The 16,292-nt window shown below is 55.5% G+C and carries 15 protein-coding genes and 2 pseudogenes; 13 read left to right on the forward strand and 4 right to left on the reverse strand.

Annotation, left to right across the window (positions count from 1 at the left end):
• Positions 1-50: 50 nt before the first annotated feature.
• The 13 genes and pseudogenes from J9880_RS25155 to pduF form a co-directional block, all read left to right on the forward strand.
• Positions 51-1,166 (forward strand): annotated as a pseudogene (locus J9880_RS25155) (1-propanol dehydrogenase PduQ); the annotation flags it as partial.
• Positions 1,167-1,256: 90 nt separating this feature from the next.
• Positions 1,257-1,772 (forward strand): annotated as a pseudogene (locus J9880_RS25160) (PduL/EutD family phosphate acyltransferase); the annotation flags it as partial.
• The gene (locus J9880_RS23695; protein ID WP_133822479.1) at positions 1,769-2,464 is read left to right on the forward strand and encodes a flavoprotein; all 696 of its coding nucleotides are present in this window, start codon (positions 1,769-1,771) and stop codon (positions 2,462-2,464) included. The pseudogene J9880_RS25160 and the gene J9880_RS23695, both read left to right, overlap by 4 nt.
• A gap of 13 nt (positions 2,465-2,477) precedes the next feature.
• On the forward strand, positions 2,478-2,744 hold the full coding sequence (locus tag J9880_RS23700) for a EutN/CcmL family microcompartment protein (RefSeq protein WP_095925475.1): 267 nt from the start codon (positions 2,478-2,480) through the stop codon (positions 2,742-2,744).
• 9 nt (positions 2,745-2,753) lie between these two features.
• The gene (locus tag J9880_RS23705) at positions 2,754-3,245 is read left to right on the forward strand and encodes a GlcG/HbpS family heme-binding protein (protein WP_095925476.1); all 492 of its coding nucleotides are present in this window, start codon (positions 2,754-2,756) and stop codon (positions 3,243-3,245) included.
• 11 nt (positions 3,246-3,256) lie between these two features.
• A complete protein-coding gene (gene tdcD, locus J9880_RS23710; RefSeq protein ID WP_133822480.1) occupies positions 3,257-4,471 on the forward strand; it encodes a propionate kinase in 1,215 nt (404 codons plus the stop codon).
• Between the two features lie 142 nt (positions 4,472-4,613).
• The gene (grpH, locus tag J9880_RS23715) at positions 4,614-4,895 is read left to right on the forward strand and encodes a propanediol utilization system shell hexameric protein GrpH (protein ID WP_095925478.1); all 282 of its coding nucleotides are present in this window, start codon (positions 4,614-4,616) and stop codon (positions 4,893-4,895) included.
• Between the two features lie 35 nt (positions 4,896-4,930).
• Complete coding sequence (gene pduB / locus J9880_RS23720; RefSeq protein ID WP_131693563.1) at positions 4,931-5,716, forward strand: propanediol utilization microcompartment protein PduB; 786 nt, start codon at positions 4,931-4,933, stop codon at positions 5,714-5,716.
• 42 nt (positions 5,717-5,758) lie between these two features.
• A complete protein-coding gene (locus tag J9880_RS23725; RefSeq protein WP_131693562.1) occupies positions 5,759-7,294 on the forward strand; it encodes an aldehyde dehydrogenase family protein in 1,536 nt (511 codons plus the stop codon).
• A gap of 9 nt (positions 7,295-7,303) precedes the next feature.
• Positions 7,304-7,609: a BMC domain-containing protein gene (locus J9880_RS23730; protein ID WP_112289093.1), complete on the forward strand. Its 306-nt coding sequence runs from the start codon at positions 7,304-7,306 to the stop codon at positions 7,607-7,609.
• Positions 7,610-7,670: 61 nt separating this feature from the next.
• Complete coding sequence (gene grpM / locus J9880_RS23735; RefSeq protein ID WP_232770586.1) at positions 7,671-10,217, forward strand: glycyl radical protein; 2,547 nt, start codon at positions 7,671-7,673, stop codon at positions 10,215-10,217.
• A gap of 77 nt (positions 10,218-10,294) precedes the next feature.
• Positions 10,295-11,212 carry a glycyl-radical enzyme activating protein gene (locus J9880_RS23740; RefSeq protein WP_095925483.1) on the forward strand — a complete coding sequence of 306 codons (918 nt, stop codon included), beginning with the start codon at positions 10,295-10,297 and terminating at the stop codon, positions 11,210-11,212.
• 55 nt (positions 11,213-11,267) lie between these two features.
• A complete protein-coding gene (gene pduF / locus J9880_RS23745; protein WP_232770588.1) occupies positions 11,268-12,077 on the forward strand; it encodes a propanediol diffusion facilitator PduF in 810 nt (269 codons plus the stop codon).
• A gap of 66 nt (positions 12,078-12,143) precedes the next feature.
• Here pduF and J9880_RS23750 read toward each other — a convergent pair whose 3' ends face one another.
• The 4 genes from J9880_RS23750 to J9880_RS23765 form a co-directional block, all read right to left on the reverse strand.
• Positions 12,144-12,617, reverse strand: a complete 474-nt coding sequence (locus tag J9880_RS23750; RefSeq protein WP_095925485.1) for a BMC domain-containing protein — start codon at positions 12,615-12,617, stop codon at positions 12,144-12,146.
• Positions 12,618-12,664: 47 nt separating this feature from the next.
• On the reverse strand, positions 12,665-13,810 hold the full coding sequence (gene metK, locus J9880_RS23755) for a methionine adenosyltransferase (protein ID WP_232770589.1): 1,146 nt from the start codon (positions 13,808-13,810) through the stop codon (positions 12,665-12,667).
• 134 nt (positions 13,811-13,944) lie between these two features.
• Entirely contained in the window at positions 13,945-14,982 is a 1,038-nt protein-coding gene (locus tag J9880_RS23760; protein WP_232770590.1) for a helix-turn-helix domain-containing protein, read from the reverse strand.
• Between the two features lie 17 nt (positions 14,983-14,999).
• The gene (locus J9880_RS23765) at positions 15,000-16,229 is read right to left on the reverse strand and encodes a sensor histidine kinase (protein WP_232770591.1); all 1,230 of its coding nucleotides are present in this window, start codon (positions 16,227-16,229) and stop codon (positions 15,000-15,002) included.
• Positions 16,230-16,292 lie beyond the last annotated feature (63 nt).

Consider the following 16,292-nt stretch of genomic DNA (forward strand, 5'->3'; position numbering starts at 1 on the left):
TGCATCTTTTTACGGCCGCATGTCGGTAAACGAGTAAGGGTGTTGTACTCATGGCGAGTTATTTTTTCTCCAGCCCGCGCGTGTATTTTGGCGACGGGGCCATCACTGCATTAAACAGCCTGAATAATAAGAAAGTCGCGATCGTCACGGATGAGTTTATGGTGACGTCCGGCAAGACCGCGTACCTGACGGAACACATGCCGCAGGCGACGGTATCGGTGTACAGCAAGGTCAGGCCGGATCCGGGTACCGACATTTTGCAGGAGGGCGCGGCGCAGTTTAAAACCTTCAGGCCGGATGTGATTATTGCGCTGGGCGGCGGTTCGTCGCTGGATGCGGCCAAAGGCATCAAGGTCACGCTGGAAGACCATTATCAGCAACAGGCCATCGAGCTGATCGCCATTCCCACCACCAGCGGTTCCGGCTCGGAAGTGACCTCTTACGCGATCATTTCCGACCCGCAAAACGGCCGTAAATACCCGCTGGTGTCGCAGGCGCTGGTGCCGGATACCGCCATTCTTGACCCGCAACTGGTGCTGAGCGTGCCGCGCCATATCGCGGTCGATACCGGTATGGACGTCCTGACCCACGCCATCGAAGCACGGGTATCAACGGGCGCGAATGATTTCAGCGATGCGCTGGCTGAAAAAGCCATTGCCCTGACCTGGCAGTATTTACCCCAGGTTTATGCCGATGAGAAAGACGTCGCGGCGCGCACCCATATGCACAACGCCTCCTGCATGGCGGGCATGGCGTTCAACTCCGCAGGACTGGGGCTGGTGCATGGTATGGCGCACGCCATCGGCGGGATGTTGCACATTCCCCACGGCAAAATTAACGCCATGCTGCTGCCGTTAATCATCGAATTCAACGCCGCGCACGCCGCTTCCGACACCCTCGGCCGTTACAGCCAGTGTGCCGCCATTCTGGGGATCGCACCGGCGGAACCGCAACCGATGATCGCCCGGCTGGCAGAGAAAATCCGCCAGCTCAATCTGCAGTTTGGTATTCCCCGCAGCTTAAAAGAACTCGGTACGGATCTGGCGGCATTTGACGCCCTGCGTCCGGCACTGGCCGATGCCGCGCTGGCGGATGGTTGCACGGTCACTAATCCCTGCCAGCCTTCTGCGGCGGATGTGGAGCGGCTGCTTTCCTGCCTCGCCGGAGGCGACGAATACCGCGCACCTGCGTTCGCCGTGCCGGTCGGCATCTCCAACCGCCATGTGCATTTGTGCCGCGAAGATATGGACGCCCTGTTCGGTTACGGCTCGACACTGACTCACCTGAAAGCGGTAAAACAGCCCGGCCAGTTTGCCGCCGAAGAGACCGTCACCTTGCGCACGCCGAAAGGCGATATCCCCAATGTGCGGGTGCTCGGCCCGCTGCGCAGCACGACGCAGATTGAAATTTCGGTGGCCGACAGTTTTGTGCTGGGCGTAAAAGCGCCGGTCAGGATGTCGGGGGATCTGGAAAACTCGCCGGGGATTGAGCTGGTCGGGCCGCAAGGGCGGGTCAGTAAACCGCACGGAACCATTGTGGCCTGGCGGCATATCCATATTTCGCCGCAGGACGCGGAACGCCACGGTTTGCGCAACGGCATGGAAATCGATTTGCAGGCGCAGGGGCAGCGCGCGGGCATTCTCAGTCATGTGCTGGTGCGGGTCAGCGCCGGTGCGGTGGCGGAACTGCATATCGATGTGGAAGAAGCCAACGGCCTTGGCCTGCGCAACGGCGATTTGCTGTTCCGCACCGGCAGCGGATCGCGCCCATGAACACCACGGAACATCAGCGTCTGTCGCGGCTGATTGATAAGTCGATCGCCGATCTGCTGGTACGACAACGCACGGCGCGCCATGACGCAGGCAAAACCGTGCGCGTGGTGATCACCGGCAGTGACCTGACAACGTTGCCGATGACGCTGCAAAGCCTGCGCGCGCTGAGCAGCGCCGGTTATCCGTTGCAGGTCGCCTTTTCGCACAGCGCCGGTGAGAGCGGTCTGAAAGCCGCGTTACTGCCAGAACTTGCAGGATTGTGCACGGCGGCCGAGCCGTCAGAGCTGCCCGCCGGTGCCGATGACAGCCTGTATTTACCGGCGCTGTCCACCAACAGCCTGAGCAAAATCGCGCTGGGTTTGCGCGACAACCTCGCGACAACGCAGGTGTTCCACGCCTTACGCAACCAGACGCCGGTGATTGTCACCCTCAACCCTGAACTGCTGCATCTCAGTGAAAGCGGTTTTGCGCCGCCATTACAGGCGCGGCTGAAGGCGTACATCGATGCCCTCGGGCAATACGGCATCAGGGTTGATGGTCGCAAAGACACTCACGGACAGAAACGGCTGATCACCCTGAAGGATATCCGCCTGTATCAGGCAAACGACACATTACGCATCGGCAGCAACACGCTGATCACGCCAGCTGCGCAGGATGAAATCCGGCGGCAGCACATCACCGTGATCCGCTGAAACGGGAGGAGTTATGTATCTGGCAAAAGTGACGGGTGCGCTGGTCTCCACCACCAAACACGTCTCATTAAACGGGGCCAAGTTACTGATGGTGGCACGTCTCGATGAAAATTATCAGCCCACCGGCAGCGCGCAGGTGGCGGTGGACTTTGTCGGCGCAGGAAATGGCGACATCGTCATTATTTCCACCGGCAGTTCAGCGCGCATGAGCAACAGCAAAGAACATTCGGTGATTGATGCGGCCGTGGTCGGCATTGTCGATCCGCAGGATCTCTCATAAGGAGCCGCTATGAATGACCCTCTCGACGGCTGGATTTGCGCGGCGATTTCCCGTCAGCAAAGCGGGCAACACCCTGCGCTGAGTCTCGACGACTGCGCCCTGCTGGCAGGGTTTGCCGCCGCAGAAGCGCAGGCTATCGGTGTACCCATGGTGTTCAGCCTGGCCGATGCCAGCGGGCATCAGCGTTACTACTTCAGTATGGAAAATGCGTTGCTGATCAGCCATCAGTTGGCACCGCAAAAGGCGCGCACCGCCGTGGCGCTGAAAATGCCGACTCACCGGCTCGCGGCGCTGATCCAGCCCGGTGCCGCGCTTTACGGCCTGCAACATCAGGACGGCATTTGCTGCATCGGCGGTGGTTTGCCTTGCTGGTCGCAGGGCGTGTTACTTGGCGGGATTGGCCTCAGCGGCGGCACCGTGGAACAGGATCTGACCGTGGCGCGCAACACACTGAGCCGTTTCAGCGCCGCCCGTTTCGTACTCACAACAGGCAATAATTAACAGGGGTCAACATGTCCTTCGGTTCTTTGGTTTTGGTGATTAACTGCGGATCCTCCTCGCTGAAATTCTCGCTGGTTCCTTCTGATACCGGCGCGCCGGTGCTGTCGGGTCTGGCCGAAAGGTTAGGGCTGGATAACGCCAGCATGACGTTGAAAGACAACCACGGGCAGAAAACCACGGTGGCGCTGAGTGAGGCCAGCCATGTCTGTGCGCTGAAAGTGCTGTTCAGGGAACTGGCGGAGCGCCAGTGGCTGCCTGCGGTGCAGGCCATCGGTCACCGTGTCGCTCACGGCGGCAGCGAGTTTACGCAATCGGTGCGGCTGACACCTGAAGTGACTGAGAAAATCCGCGCGCTGTCGGCGCTGGCACCGCTGCATAACCCGGCCAATCTGACCGGCATCGATGCGGCCATTGCCCTGTTACCGCAGGTGCCGCAGGTCGCCGTGTTCGATACCGCTTTCCATCAGACGCTGCCTGCGGCGGCGTACACCTACGCGATCCCGCTGGAATACCAGCAGCGTTATCAGGTGCGGCGTTACGGTTTTCACGGCACCTCGCACCGCTATATAGCGGGTGAAGCGGTGACCTTGCTCGGTCTCGACCCGGATGATCACGGCATCCTGATCGCCCACCTTGGCAACGGTTCTTCGGTGTGTGCGGTACAAAACGGACGCAGCGTGGATACCTCGATGGGCATGACGCCGCTGGAAGGGCTGGTGATGGGCACGCGCTGTGGCGATCTGGATTTCGGTGCGGCGGCACACATCGCGGCCTGCACCGGCCAGAGTCTCGATGCGATGTACAAAATGATGAATAGTCAGGCCGGGCTGCTCGGCATATCAGGCACGTCCAGCGACTGCCGCACGCTTCAGGAGGCACGCAGTCAGGGTGATGCGCGGGCGACGCTGGCGATTGATGTGATGGTACACCGGCTGGCGCGCCATCTGGGAGGGCATCTGACCTCGCTGAAACGTCTGGATGCCCTGATTTTCACCGGCGGCATCGGCGAGAATTCTGCGCTGGTGCGCGAACTGACGCTGGCACGCCTTGGCGTGCTGGGGCTGACGCTGGATGCGCAGAAAAATCAGCGCACCTGCGGCGGTCGTGCGGGGGTGATTTCCCGCCCCGGTTCACCGCGTGTGATGGTGATCCCGACCAATGAAGAAAAAATGATTGCGCTGGATGCGCTGGCGACAGGTACCGCGCAGATGGTGCATGAAGAATGAACCAGAAAACAGAGAGATTTTATTGTCCGTAAGCCGTGCGGAATAACAAGAAAGTCCGGCTGACGGGCAAAACATTTTGTCCTGAGGCTCTTATTATCATCGTGCGTTAATTGTCTTCCCCTACTCACTATCAGAGGTCGTTATGCAACAAGAAGCGTTAGGTATGGTTGAAACAAAAGGTCTGGTTTCTGCAATTGAAGCCGCAGATACCATGGTGAAATCCGCCAATGTCACGCTGGTGGGTTATGAAAAAATTGGGTCCGGGCTGGTCACCGTTATGGTGCGCGGCGACGTTGGCGCGGTAAAGGCCGCCACGGATGCCGGGTCTGCTGCCGCGCTGAAAGTCGGCGAACTGGTGTCTGTGCATGTTATTCCGCGTCCGCATATCGAAGTGGAAAAAATTCTGCCAAAAGCCGTCGGCTAATAACGGTCGGTCAATAAACCCGGAGGATACTGACCATGAGAGATAATCTTGTTGAGCAGATTATATCTGAAGTAGTGAATAAGCAGACCGGTGAACATGCCAGGGATAAAAAAGCCGCCAGTATTACCGGTTGTGGTTTAACCGAATTTGTCGGCACCGCCCTCGGACATACTATTGGTCTGGTTATTGCCAATGTCGATCATCAATTACATGACGTCATGAATATCGACAAGAAATATCGCTCTATCGGTATTCTTGGGGCGCGCACCGGTGCGGGTCCGCATATATTTGCGGCCGATGAAGCGGTGAAAGCCACCAACAGCGAAATATTATCGGTGGAACTGGCGCGTGATACGGAAGGCGGCGGCGGACACGGATGTTTAATTATTTTCGGTGCTTCTGATGTGTCCGACGTCCGCCGTGCCATTGAAGTGGCGCTGTCTGAAATTGAACGCACCATGGGCGATGTTTACGGCTCCCCGGCCGGGCATCTTGAATTCCAGTACACCGCCCGCGCCAGCTTTGCGCTGAATAAAGCCTTCGGTGCGCCGGTCGGTAAAGCCTTCGGCATGACCTGCGCCTCCCCCGCAGCTATCGGCGTGGTGATTGCCGATGTGGCGGCGAAATCGGCAGTGATCGAGCCGGTGGGGTACGCCAGTCCGTCGAAAGGCACCAGCTTCAGTAACGAAGTTATTTTCACCTTTGCCGGTGATTCCGGTGCGGTGCGTCAGGCGGTGATCGCGGCGCGTGAAGTGGGGCTGCAACTGCTTGCCACGTTGGATCCGGCACCCATCAGCTCCACCACCAAACCTTATATTTGATGGTTAACCTTGCGAAGCGATGTGAAGTAAGGAATTAACAGCATGAATGATATTGAAATTGCTCAGGCGGTCTCCAACGTGCTGAGCCGGTTTAGCAAAACCACACCGCAGCCGGTTGCCGGAAACGCGCCGCAGCCTGTACCGGTGGAACCTCAGGGGCCGCTCAGCGTTTCTCTCGACGCCATTGTCGCCAGGGCGCTGGCACAGACGCCCCGTCAGACCCCGGCCATCGCGGTGCAGTCTCCGGCCTGTGACGCGGGTAACGGTGCATTTGCCTCGATGGACGAGGCGATCGCTGCCGCGGTGCTGGCGCAGGTGCAGTATCGCCACTGTTCCATGCAGGATCGGGCGGCCTTTGTTCAGGGCATCCGAGAAGTTTTCTTACAGAACAGTGTATTAGAGGATATTTCCCGCATGGCGGTGGAAGAAACCGGTATGGGCAATTATGCCGACAAGCTGACTAAAAACCGCGTGGCGGCGCAGAAAACACCGGGGCTGGAAGATCTGATCACCGGTGCGCTGAGCGGCGACAGTGGCCTGACGCTGACCGAGTTTTCAGCTTACGGCGTGATTGGCTCGATTACGCCGACCACCAATCCGACGGAAACCATCATTAACAACAGCATCGGTATGCTGGCGGCGGGAAATTCCGTGGTGTTCAGCCCGCATCCGCGCTCACGCAAGGTCTCTTTATATTGCGTGGAACTGATCAACCAAAAGCTTGCCAGCCTGGGCGCACCGGCCAATCTGGTCGTCACGGTGACTCAGCCTTCCATCGACAACACCAGTGCCCTGATTAATGACCCGCGCATCAATATGCTGGTGGCGACCGGCGGTCCGGCGATTGTGAAAACGGTGATGTCCTCCGGCAAAAAAGCCATTGGCGCGGGGGCGGGCAATCCGCCTGCGGTGGTGGACGAAACCGCTGATATCGAAAAGGCCGCCCGCGACATCATTCGCGGATGCAGTTTCGATAACAACCTGCCGTGTGTGGCGGAAAAAGAAGTGATCGTCGTCAATCAGGTGGCGGATTATCTGATCCATTGCATGAAGAAAAGCGGCGGTTATCTGCTGTGTGACAAAGCCCTTCTTCGCCAGCTGGAATCGCTGATACTGAACGAAAAAGGCAGCGGGCCGGACACGGCGTTTGTCGGCAAAGACGCGCGCTACATCCTGCAACAACTGGGTATCAGTGCGCCGGAAGACACCAAAGTGATCCTGGTGGAAACCGAGAAAAATCATCCGTTTGTGGTGCATGAACTGATGATGCCGGTGCTGCCGATCGTCCGGGTCGATAACGTGGATGAAGCCATTGAGCTGGCGGTGCAGGTCGAGCATGGCAACCGGCATACCGCCATCATGCATTCCACCAATGTCGAAAAACTCACCAAGATGGCGCGCCAGATCCAGACCACGATTTTCGTGAAAAACGGGCCTTCCTATGCCGGACTGGGTGTCGGCGGCGAAGGGCATGCCACGTTCACCATCGCCGGACCGACCGGAGAAGGGCTGACGTCGGCGCGTTCATTCGCCAGAATCCGTCGCTGCGTGATGGTCGAGGCCCTTAACGTCAGATAAGGGGCGGCGATGAAAAAACGCATCATTAACGCACCAACGCCGGACATCGTGGCAATGATAAAACGCAGGATGCCCGGGGAATTCCGTTCACGGCTTGATCTTATCCGTATCGATGCCATTGGCATGATTATGTTGCCGGTGCCGGATCTCTATTTCTATGCCGATGCCGCCAGTAAAAGTGCCAATGTGGTGGTCTCGGAAATATTCGGCAGTTGTCCGCAACATATCACGACGCTGGCCATATTTGGCGAAGTTGCCGCCGTGAATGAAGCCATGCGAATAATAGAAGACGACAATAATAATAGCGCTTTCTGATTATCCGCAGATAAAACGATTACTGCCGCAAGGTGAAATCATAAATTTCGGGAGTTATTCTATGTTAGAGAAAGGCTTTTCTAATCCGACCGAACGTGTTGTAAGACTCAAAAATATGATCCTGCATGCGAAACCTTATGTGGAATCTGAGCGCGCAGTATTAGCGACGCAGGCTTATAAAGAAAACGAACAACTGCCCGCTATTATGCGCCGGGCGCGCGTGGTCGAAAAAATATTTAATGAGCTGCCGGTCACCATTCGTCCTGACGAACTGATTGTCGGTGCCGTGACCATTAATCCGCGCTCCACCGAAATATGCCCTGAATTCTCTTACGACTGGGTCGAAAAAGAATTTAATACCATGGAACACCGGGTGGCGGACCCGTTTATTATCGCAAAAAAAACCGCTGACGATCTGCACGAAGCGTTTAAATACTGGCCGGGTAAAACCACCAGTTCGCTGGCGGCGTCTTATATGTCAGAAGGCACCAAAGAAAGTATGGCCAGCGGCGTGTTTACCGTCGGCAACTATTTCTATGGCGGTGTCGGGCATGTCAGTGTGGATTACGGCAAAATCCTGAAAATCGGTTTTCGCGGCATTATTAATCTGGTGACGCACGAACTGGACAATCTGGATCGTTCAGAGCCGGGATATATTAAAAAAGAGCAATTCTATAACGCCGTGATTATCAGCTGCCAGGCGGCCATCAACTTTGCCCACCGCTACGCGCAGGAAGCCACGCGGCTGGCGCAGCTGGAAAGCAATCCGGTGCGTAAACGCGAGCTGGAACAGATTGCCCAAAACTGTCACCGTGTGCCGGAAAACGGTGCCAGCACCTTCTGGGAAGCCTGTCAGACCTTCTGGTTCCTGCAAAGCATGTTGCAGATTGAATCCAGCGGTCACTCTATTTCACCGGGGCGTTTCGACCAGTACATGTATCCGTATCTGGCCGCCGATACCGGCATTTCTCAGGAGTTTGCTCAGGAACTGGTGGACTGCTGCTGGATCAAGCTTAACGACATCAACAAAACCCGCGATGAAATCTCCGCGCAGGCGTTTGCCGGTTACGCGGTGTTCCAGAACCTGTGCGTCGGCGGTCAGACCGAAGATGGCCGCGATGCCACCAACCCGCTGACCTATATGTGCATGGAAGCCACCGCGCATGTGCGCCTGCCGCAGCCGTCATTCTCCATCCGCGTCTGGCAGGGCACACCGGATGAATTCCTGTTCCGCGCCTGTGAACTGGTGCGTATGGGGCTGGGCGTTCCGGCGATGTACAACGACGAAGTGATTATTCCGGCGTTGCAAAACCGTGGCGTCTCGCTGCACGACGCCCGTGATTACTGCATCATCGGCTGCGTGGAACCTCAGGCCCCGCACCGTACGGAAGGCTGGCACGATGCTGCTTTCTTCAACGTGGCGAAAGTGCTGGAAATCACCCTTAACAATGGCCGCGCGGGCAACAAACAGTTAGGGCCGGTGACCGGCGAAATGACCGGATACGCCAGCATTGATGATTTCTTTGCGGCCTTCAAAAAACAGATGGCGCATTTTGTTCATCAGCTGGTGGAAGCCTGTAACAGTGTCGATATCGCCCACGGCGAACGTTGCCCGTTACCGTTCCTTTCCGCGCTGGTGGATGACTGTATCGGTCGCGGTAAATCGTTACAGGAAGGCGGCGCGATCTACAACTTCACTGGCCCGCAGGCCTTTGGTATTGCTGACACCGGGGATTCCGTTTACGCCATCCAGAAACAAGTGTTTGAAGATCGCAAACTGTCTCTCACTGAACTGAAAAGCGCGCTGGACGCCAACTTCGGTCATGCCATTGGCAGCGCACCTCACGCGGCAGGCGGCAAGTCATCGCTGGGAGAACAGGAAATTCATGAGATGGTGAAACGCATCATCGAACAGCATGGTTCTCTGGATCCGGCCGCCATCAAAAATGAAGTGTACCGTCAGTTGGCCAGCGGTAACTCTGCGGCTCCGGCAGGGAATAACTCCCGTTTCGAAGAGATCCGCCACATTCTGGAAAACTCACCGTGCTTTGGTAATGACCTCGACGAAGTGGATCTGGTGGCGCGTCAGTGCGCGCTGATTTACTGCCAGGAAGTCGAAAAATACACCAACCCGCGCGGCGGTCAGTTCCAGGCCGGGATCTATCCGGTATCGGCCAACGTGCTGTTTGGTAAAGACGTGGCTGCACTGCCGGACGGTCGCATGGCGAAAGAACCGCTGGCCGACGGGGTATCGCCGCGTCAGGGCAAGGATACGCAGGGGCCAACGGCGGCAGCTAACTCGGTGGCCAAACTCGATCACTTTATTGCCTCCAACGGCACACTCTACAACCAGAAATTCCTGCCGTCTTCACTGGCCGGAGAACAGGGGCTGCGTCATTTCAGCGGTCTGGTGCGTAACTACTTTGATAAGAAAGGGATGCATGTCCAGTTCAATGTCATCGACCGCAAAACGCTGATCGAAGCGCAGAACAATCCTCAGCAACATCAGGATCTGGTCGTGCGCGTCGCCGGTTACAGTGCGCAGTTTGTGGTGCTGGCGAAAGAAGTGCAGGACGACATTATCAGCCGGACAGAACAACAATTCTGATCAGCAACCTTCACGGGCTATGTAGCAATACATAGCCCGTTTTTTAAATAACCTGTGGCGCGGATGGCGGGTCAAGTATGAATAAAGTCGATTACCAAACTGAAGGCGTGCTGTTTAATATCCAGCGCTATTCTTTGCACGACGGACCGGGGATCCGCACCATTCCTTTTTTTAAAGGCTGCCCGCTATCATGCAAATGGTGCAGTAATCCGGAATCGCAACGTCCGCAGCCGGAATTATTGTTTAAGAAAAGTGAGTGTATTCGTTGCGGTAAATGTCTTGAGGTGTGTAAACACCAGGCATTATCGGTCAGCAACGCGTTCTTTATAGATCGCGAGCGGTGTATTCAGTGCGGCGAATGTACGCAGGTGTGCCCGACGCAGGCGCTGGAAATGAAAGGCAAACGCATGACGGTGGCGGAAGTCATGCGCGAATTACAAAAAGAAGAAAACCTGTACCGGCGTTCCGGTGGCGGCATCACGCTTTCCGGCGGGGAACCGCTGGCCCAGCCGGTGTTCGCCCGTGAACTGCTGAAAGCCTGTAAGGAGAAAGGCTGGCATACCGCAATGGAAACCACCGGCTTCACCACGCCTGAGGTGATTGCGGATGTGTTCCCTTATGTCGATCTGGCGCTGACGGATATCAAGGCGGTCAATCCGGCGGTGCATTTCGCCAATACCGGGGTGGATAACAGCCTGATCCTGGAAAATTTATTGCGTATTTCGTTTCTGACCAAAGTGATTGTGCGTATTCCCGTGATCCCCGGCGTTAACGATAATACGGAAGAAATTCACCATATCGCGGAATTTGCGCGGCTGATGTCCAATGTCGACACCCTGCATTTATTGCCTTATCACGCTTTTGGTGAAAATAAATATGGCCTGCTCGGGCGTATTTATCCGATGGGTGAGGCAGAAAGTATTGCGGAATCAAAAATGGAAATATTAAAAAAAGAAGTCGAGTCATCAGGTTTTCATTGCCATATCGGCGGCTGAGTTTCCGGTCAGGACATCCAGCCTCGTATAACAATAATCACAAAAGGGTCGTTGTATGCATGATTCAGTAAAGACGCAGTGCATTGCAGAATTTCTCGGTACCGGCTTATTTTTGTTTTTCGGCATCAGTTGTCTCTGTGCAGTGAAAGTGGCCGGAGCTAGTTTCGGCCTGTGGGAAATCTGCATTGTCTGGGGGCTGGGGATCTCGCTGGCTGTTTATCTCACCGCCGGGATTTCCGGCGCACATCTGAACCCGGCGATCACCATCGCCTTGTGGCTGTTCGCCCGTTTCCCCGCGCGCAAGGTGGTGCCTTACATTATTGCGCAGGTGGCGGGTGCATTCGGCGGCGCGCTGCTGGCGTACATGTTCTACCACAACCTGTTTATCAATTTTGAAACCGCCAACCACATGGTGCGCGGCAGTGCGGAAAGCCTGCAACTGGCCAGCATTTTCAGTACCTATCCGTCATCCGCGATCAGCGTGTGGCAGGCGGCATTTATTGAAATTGTTATCACGTCGATTCTGATGGGGCTGATCATGGCGCTGACCGACGACGGTAACGGCGTGCCGCGTGGCCCGCTTGGCCCCTTATTGATCGGCATTCTGGTGGCGGTTCTCGGTGCCTCGACCGGCCCGCTGACCGGGTTTGCCATGAATCCGGCGCGTGATTTTGGCCCGAAATTATTCACCTTCTTTGCCGGCTGGGGCGACATCGCCATGACCGGTGGCCGCGACATTCCTTACTTCCTGATCCCGGTTATTGCGCCGGTGATCGGTGCCTGTCTGGGGGCGGCGGTGTATCGCCTGTGTATCGGTAAAAACCTGCCGGGCAGTGCGCCGGTGGCGGAGGTCGCCAAACCGTAGCTTTCTTTCAACCAATAAAAAACGGCGGTGCCTGTGCATCGCCGTTTTTTATGGTGCGGGTTACGCTTATTTTCGACGGTTAGCGCCACGGGGCTTTGGTTTTTTGTTCTCCCTAGCCGGCGGTACATCTTCCTGTTTCGCGGCTTCAGGAAAATCCATACATGTGGAGACATCCGGTGTTTCTTCCACATTCACCACCGGGATGGTGTGCGGATTTTCCTGCGGCGTAATCTCAGGTTCCGCAGGGGTGAGGCCTGTCGTGTCTGCGGAATAAATCATGCTTTCGATGTATTGCGCGGTGCGGGCAATCACCTTGTGTGCCACCACGGTACTGACCTTGCTGGCGGCCAGCACACCTGCCGCGACGGCGGCGTTGATGGCACCGACTTCGCCTTCCAGTTTGACGGTGACCATGCCGCCGCCCTGCGTCAGTTCATAGCCGACCAGCGTGACATGTGCGGATTTCATCGCAGCGTCTGCGGCTTCCACCGCCGCGGCCAGACCGACGGTTTCTATTAATCCCAAACTTTGTCCGGGCATAAGTCGCTCCTGTTATCAGATTCATGGTGAAGTGCGTCGTGCACTGTTTAGGTGTTATCGCGCAGTGCCGGGGCTTTGTCGGTTTTTTCCCACGGGAACATGTCACGTCCAAAGTGGCCGTAACAGGCGGTCTGACGATAACGGGGAACAAGTAAATCCAGCATGGCGATAATCCCGCCGACGCTGAGATCAAAATGACGGTTAACCCGCTGTACAAGTTGTTGCTCTGTCAGCGGACTGCTGCCGAAGGTATCAATACGGATGGCAACCGGACGGGGCAGGCCGATGGCCCAGGCGAACTGGACCTCACAGCGTTCCGCCAGTCCGGCTGCGACGATGTTTTTCGCCACATAACGCGCCGCATAAGCCGCAGAGCGATCCACTTTCGACGGGTCTTTACCTGAAAAGGCACCGCCGCCGTGACGTGCTGCGCCGCCGTAGGTATCCACGATGATTTTTCTGCCGGTCAGGCCGCAATCGGCTGCCGGACCGCCGGTGACAAAGCGTTCGGCGGGGTTAATCAGAAAGCGGGTTTGCGGCGTGATCCAGCGGGCAGGCATAACCGGTTTGATGATCTCTTCCAGCACCGCTTCGCGCAGGTCGGTAAGGGAAATCTCCGGGCAATGCTGTGTGGAAATGACCAACGTATCAGCGGCGATCACCTGATGCTGGCGATAGCGTAATGTGACCTGACTTTTGGCGTCAGGACGCAGGAAGGGAAGCTGTCCTGACTGGCGTAACGCGGCCTGACGCATCATCAGCCGGTGCGCATACACCAGCGTGGCGGGCAGGTATTCCGGCGTTTCGTTGCAGGCATATCCGAACGTGATGCCCTGATCGCCCGCGCCCAACGATTCAGGATCCGCGCCGCCAATGCCTTGTGCAATATCGGCAGACTGTTTGCCCAGCATATTGAGTACGCCACAGGTCGCGCCATCAAACCCCAGCCGTGAATGGTCATAGCCGATTTCCCGCACGGTCTGGCGGACAACAGATTCGATATCGACGCTGGCGGTGGTGCTGATTTCGCCCGCCACAATGACAATGCCGGTTTTGACCAGACATTCACAGGCCACTCTGGCCTGCGGATCCTGCAAAAGACAGGCATCCAGAATGGCATCCGCTATCTGGTCGGCCATTTTGTCCGGATGCCCGGCTGCAACCGATTCAGAGGTAAAAAGGATATCGTCCAAAGCTGTGCCACATTGTTCAAAGGTTCCCCCATGGTAGGGGGCGACCGGTGAAAGCGGCGTACATTATCTTGCGGGCAGGGTGGACTTTTTTGCCCTCGCGCGACGGCGGCGCACAAAATTAACCTGCCGGCGGTTTAACAGGTTTCCGGCGCGACGATTTTGCGGTAATCCGACGGCGCCATGCCGGTCTCTTTTTTAAAGATCCGGCAGAAATAGTTGGCGTCCTGCCAGGACAATTCCAGCGCGATGGTGTTGATTTTCAGGTCACTGAACTGCAACAGCGATTTGGCAACGCTTAACTTGCGGCTGGCAATGTAGTTTGAGAAACCGGCACCGGTCATTTTCTTAAACGCCCGGCTGAGATAACAGGAACTGACGAAAGATCGCGCAGCAATCTCGTCGAGGGTCAGATTATGGAGGATGTTTTTCTCAATGTGGAAGCGGGCGCGGTCGATAAAACTCATCGTGCCGCTGAAGTGTTTCAGCGCATGGTCTAACAGGGTTTCGCTGATGCTCAGCAGGGCAGACATAATGCGGTAATAGGAGCGGGCAGAAACGCCGGACTGGCTGATCTCCTGCATCAGCGCCGTCAATTTTTGCGCGGCGGGCTGACCTTTTTCCCCCGTTGCCAGAAGATGCTGATGCACGATGCCGAGCACATCGGTCAGTAATTCGCACCGGCCGCTGGCGCAGGCGTCATCCAGGGCGTCAAACAGAAACCTGTGCCACTGAGGATAGTCGCACTGCCCGATCATCGTATCGACGTTCTGTTTCAGTGCGCGTGACGCGGCGATATCCACGTCGCTGACATCGAGGGTTTTCCTGATGGCGTCGGTCAGGGTACTTTTCTTCACCGGTTTGAGCAGATAATCATCCACTTTCAGATTGAGCATGCTGCGCACGATATCAAAATCGTCATTGGCGGTGGTGACAATCACTTTGGTGCTGGTGCTTTTACGGCGCAGATATTCAATCACCTGATTGCCGTTAGGCAGCGGAATATTAATATCGACAAACATCATGTCGATTTGATCGAGATTGTCGATCAGCTGGATGGCTTTTTTCCCGGTATTGGCTTCATGTACCACAGAATTATCGACATACTGAGAGACAATCCGCCGTAAAGATTCAGATTCAATGAGTTCGTCTTCAACAATCACAATATTGTACATGCTCAGATCTCCGTTTTTCAGGCTTGCAGCATCGGGAATTTCAGGGTGATGGTGGTGCCCATTCGTGGCTGATGGGCGCTGGAAATATCCAGGCCATAGCTTTCCCCAAATAACAGCTGAAGCCGGTTTTTTATATTATTAATGCCGATACCGCCTTTCTGACGGTTTTCGTCACCGGATAAAATACTGGCAATGTCGGCCTGAGAAATGCCGTCGCCGTTGTCGGTTACCTCCAGAATGACATCGTGCCCGTCGTCCGTGGCGCAGATGCGCAGCAGGCTGGGCGTGTCGCGCGGCTCTACGACGTAGTTGAAAAAGTTCTCCACCAGCGGCTGCAAAATCAGAAACGGGCAGACGACATCAAAATACTTTTCGGGAATGTCGCACTGATAATCGAACCGGTCATTCATTCTGACTTTCTGGATGGACATATAACTGGTGACATAATTAATTTCATGGCTCAGCGTAATCAGCCCATGATTATTTTTACGCAGTAAATAACGCATCATATCGGAGAAATCATGCACCATGGTTTCCGTGCGTTGGGCATCTTCCAGATAGGCCAGACGGCCGATGGTATTTAAGACATTAAATAAAAAGTGCGGGTTAATCTGATAAGACAGGGCTTTAAATTCCGCCTCATGCAATGAACGTTCTATTTCCACTCTTTTGCGCAATTCATCGGTGAGTTCGAGATCTTTTCTGTGCAGTTCCCGCTGAATATTATTGGTATGCGCCTGTTCCACCAGATAAGACGAAACATGCAATAAGGTGGAGGCGGTCGATTCAAAACGATCGTAAGGCATGCGTTTGGCATCATGATGTAAATCGATCAGCCATTCGTTTTCTTTCCATATTTCGTTGTTATCGAGAATATAAGGAATGGTGCGCTCTTTTTCTTCCTCGACTTTTACCTGCCCGGAAATAAACGCGCCCAGATAATGATCGTTGATCATGATCGGCACGGCGAATTCCACAAAGCCGCAGTAACAGCGGTAAACCACCGGCTTTCCCGCCTCCATGGCGGCGCGGCCCCCGGCATTATCACTTTCATAACAATGCGTTGCCAGCGATGCGTTAAGCCGTGAGCGGGCGCAGAAATCGGAAAACCCGCTGGCCTGTGTCACCGGCACGCCATCGTGATCGACCACCACTAAGGCAATCATCATCGATTTACTGAAATTATCCTGGAGGGTTTGAAGTCTTTTTACATCAAGAAATTCATGCAATTTATATTTTTTATTCATTACGATTACCTGCATTGGTAATTGAAAGCATTCACCATATAAATATACAGGAAGGCACCTTTA

The sequence above is a fragment of the Rahnella victoriana genome, from assembly GCF_021276285.1.
Taxonomy (GTDB): Bacteria; Pseudomonadota; Gammaproteobacteria; order Enterobacterales; family Enterobacteriaceae; genus Rahnella; species Rahnella victoriana.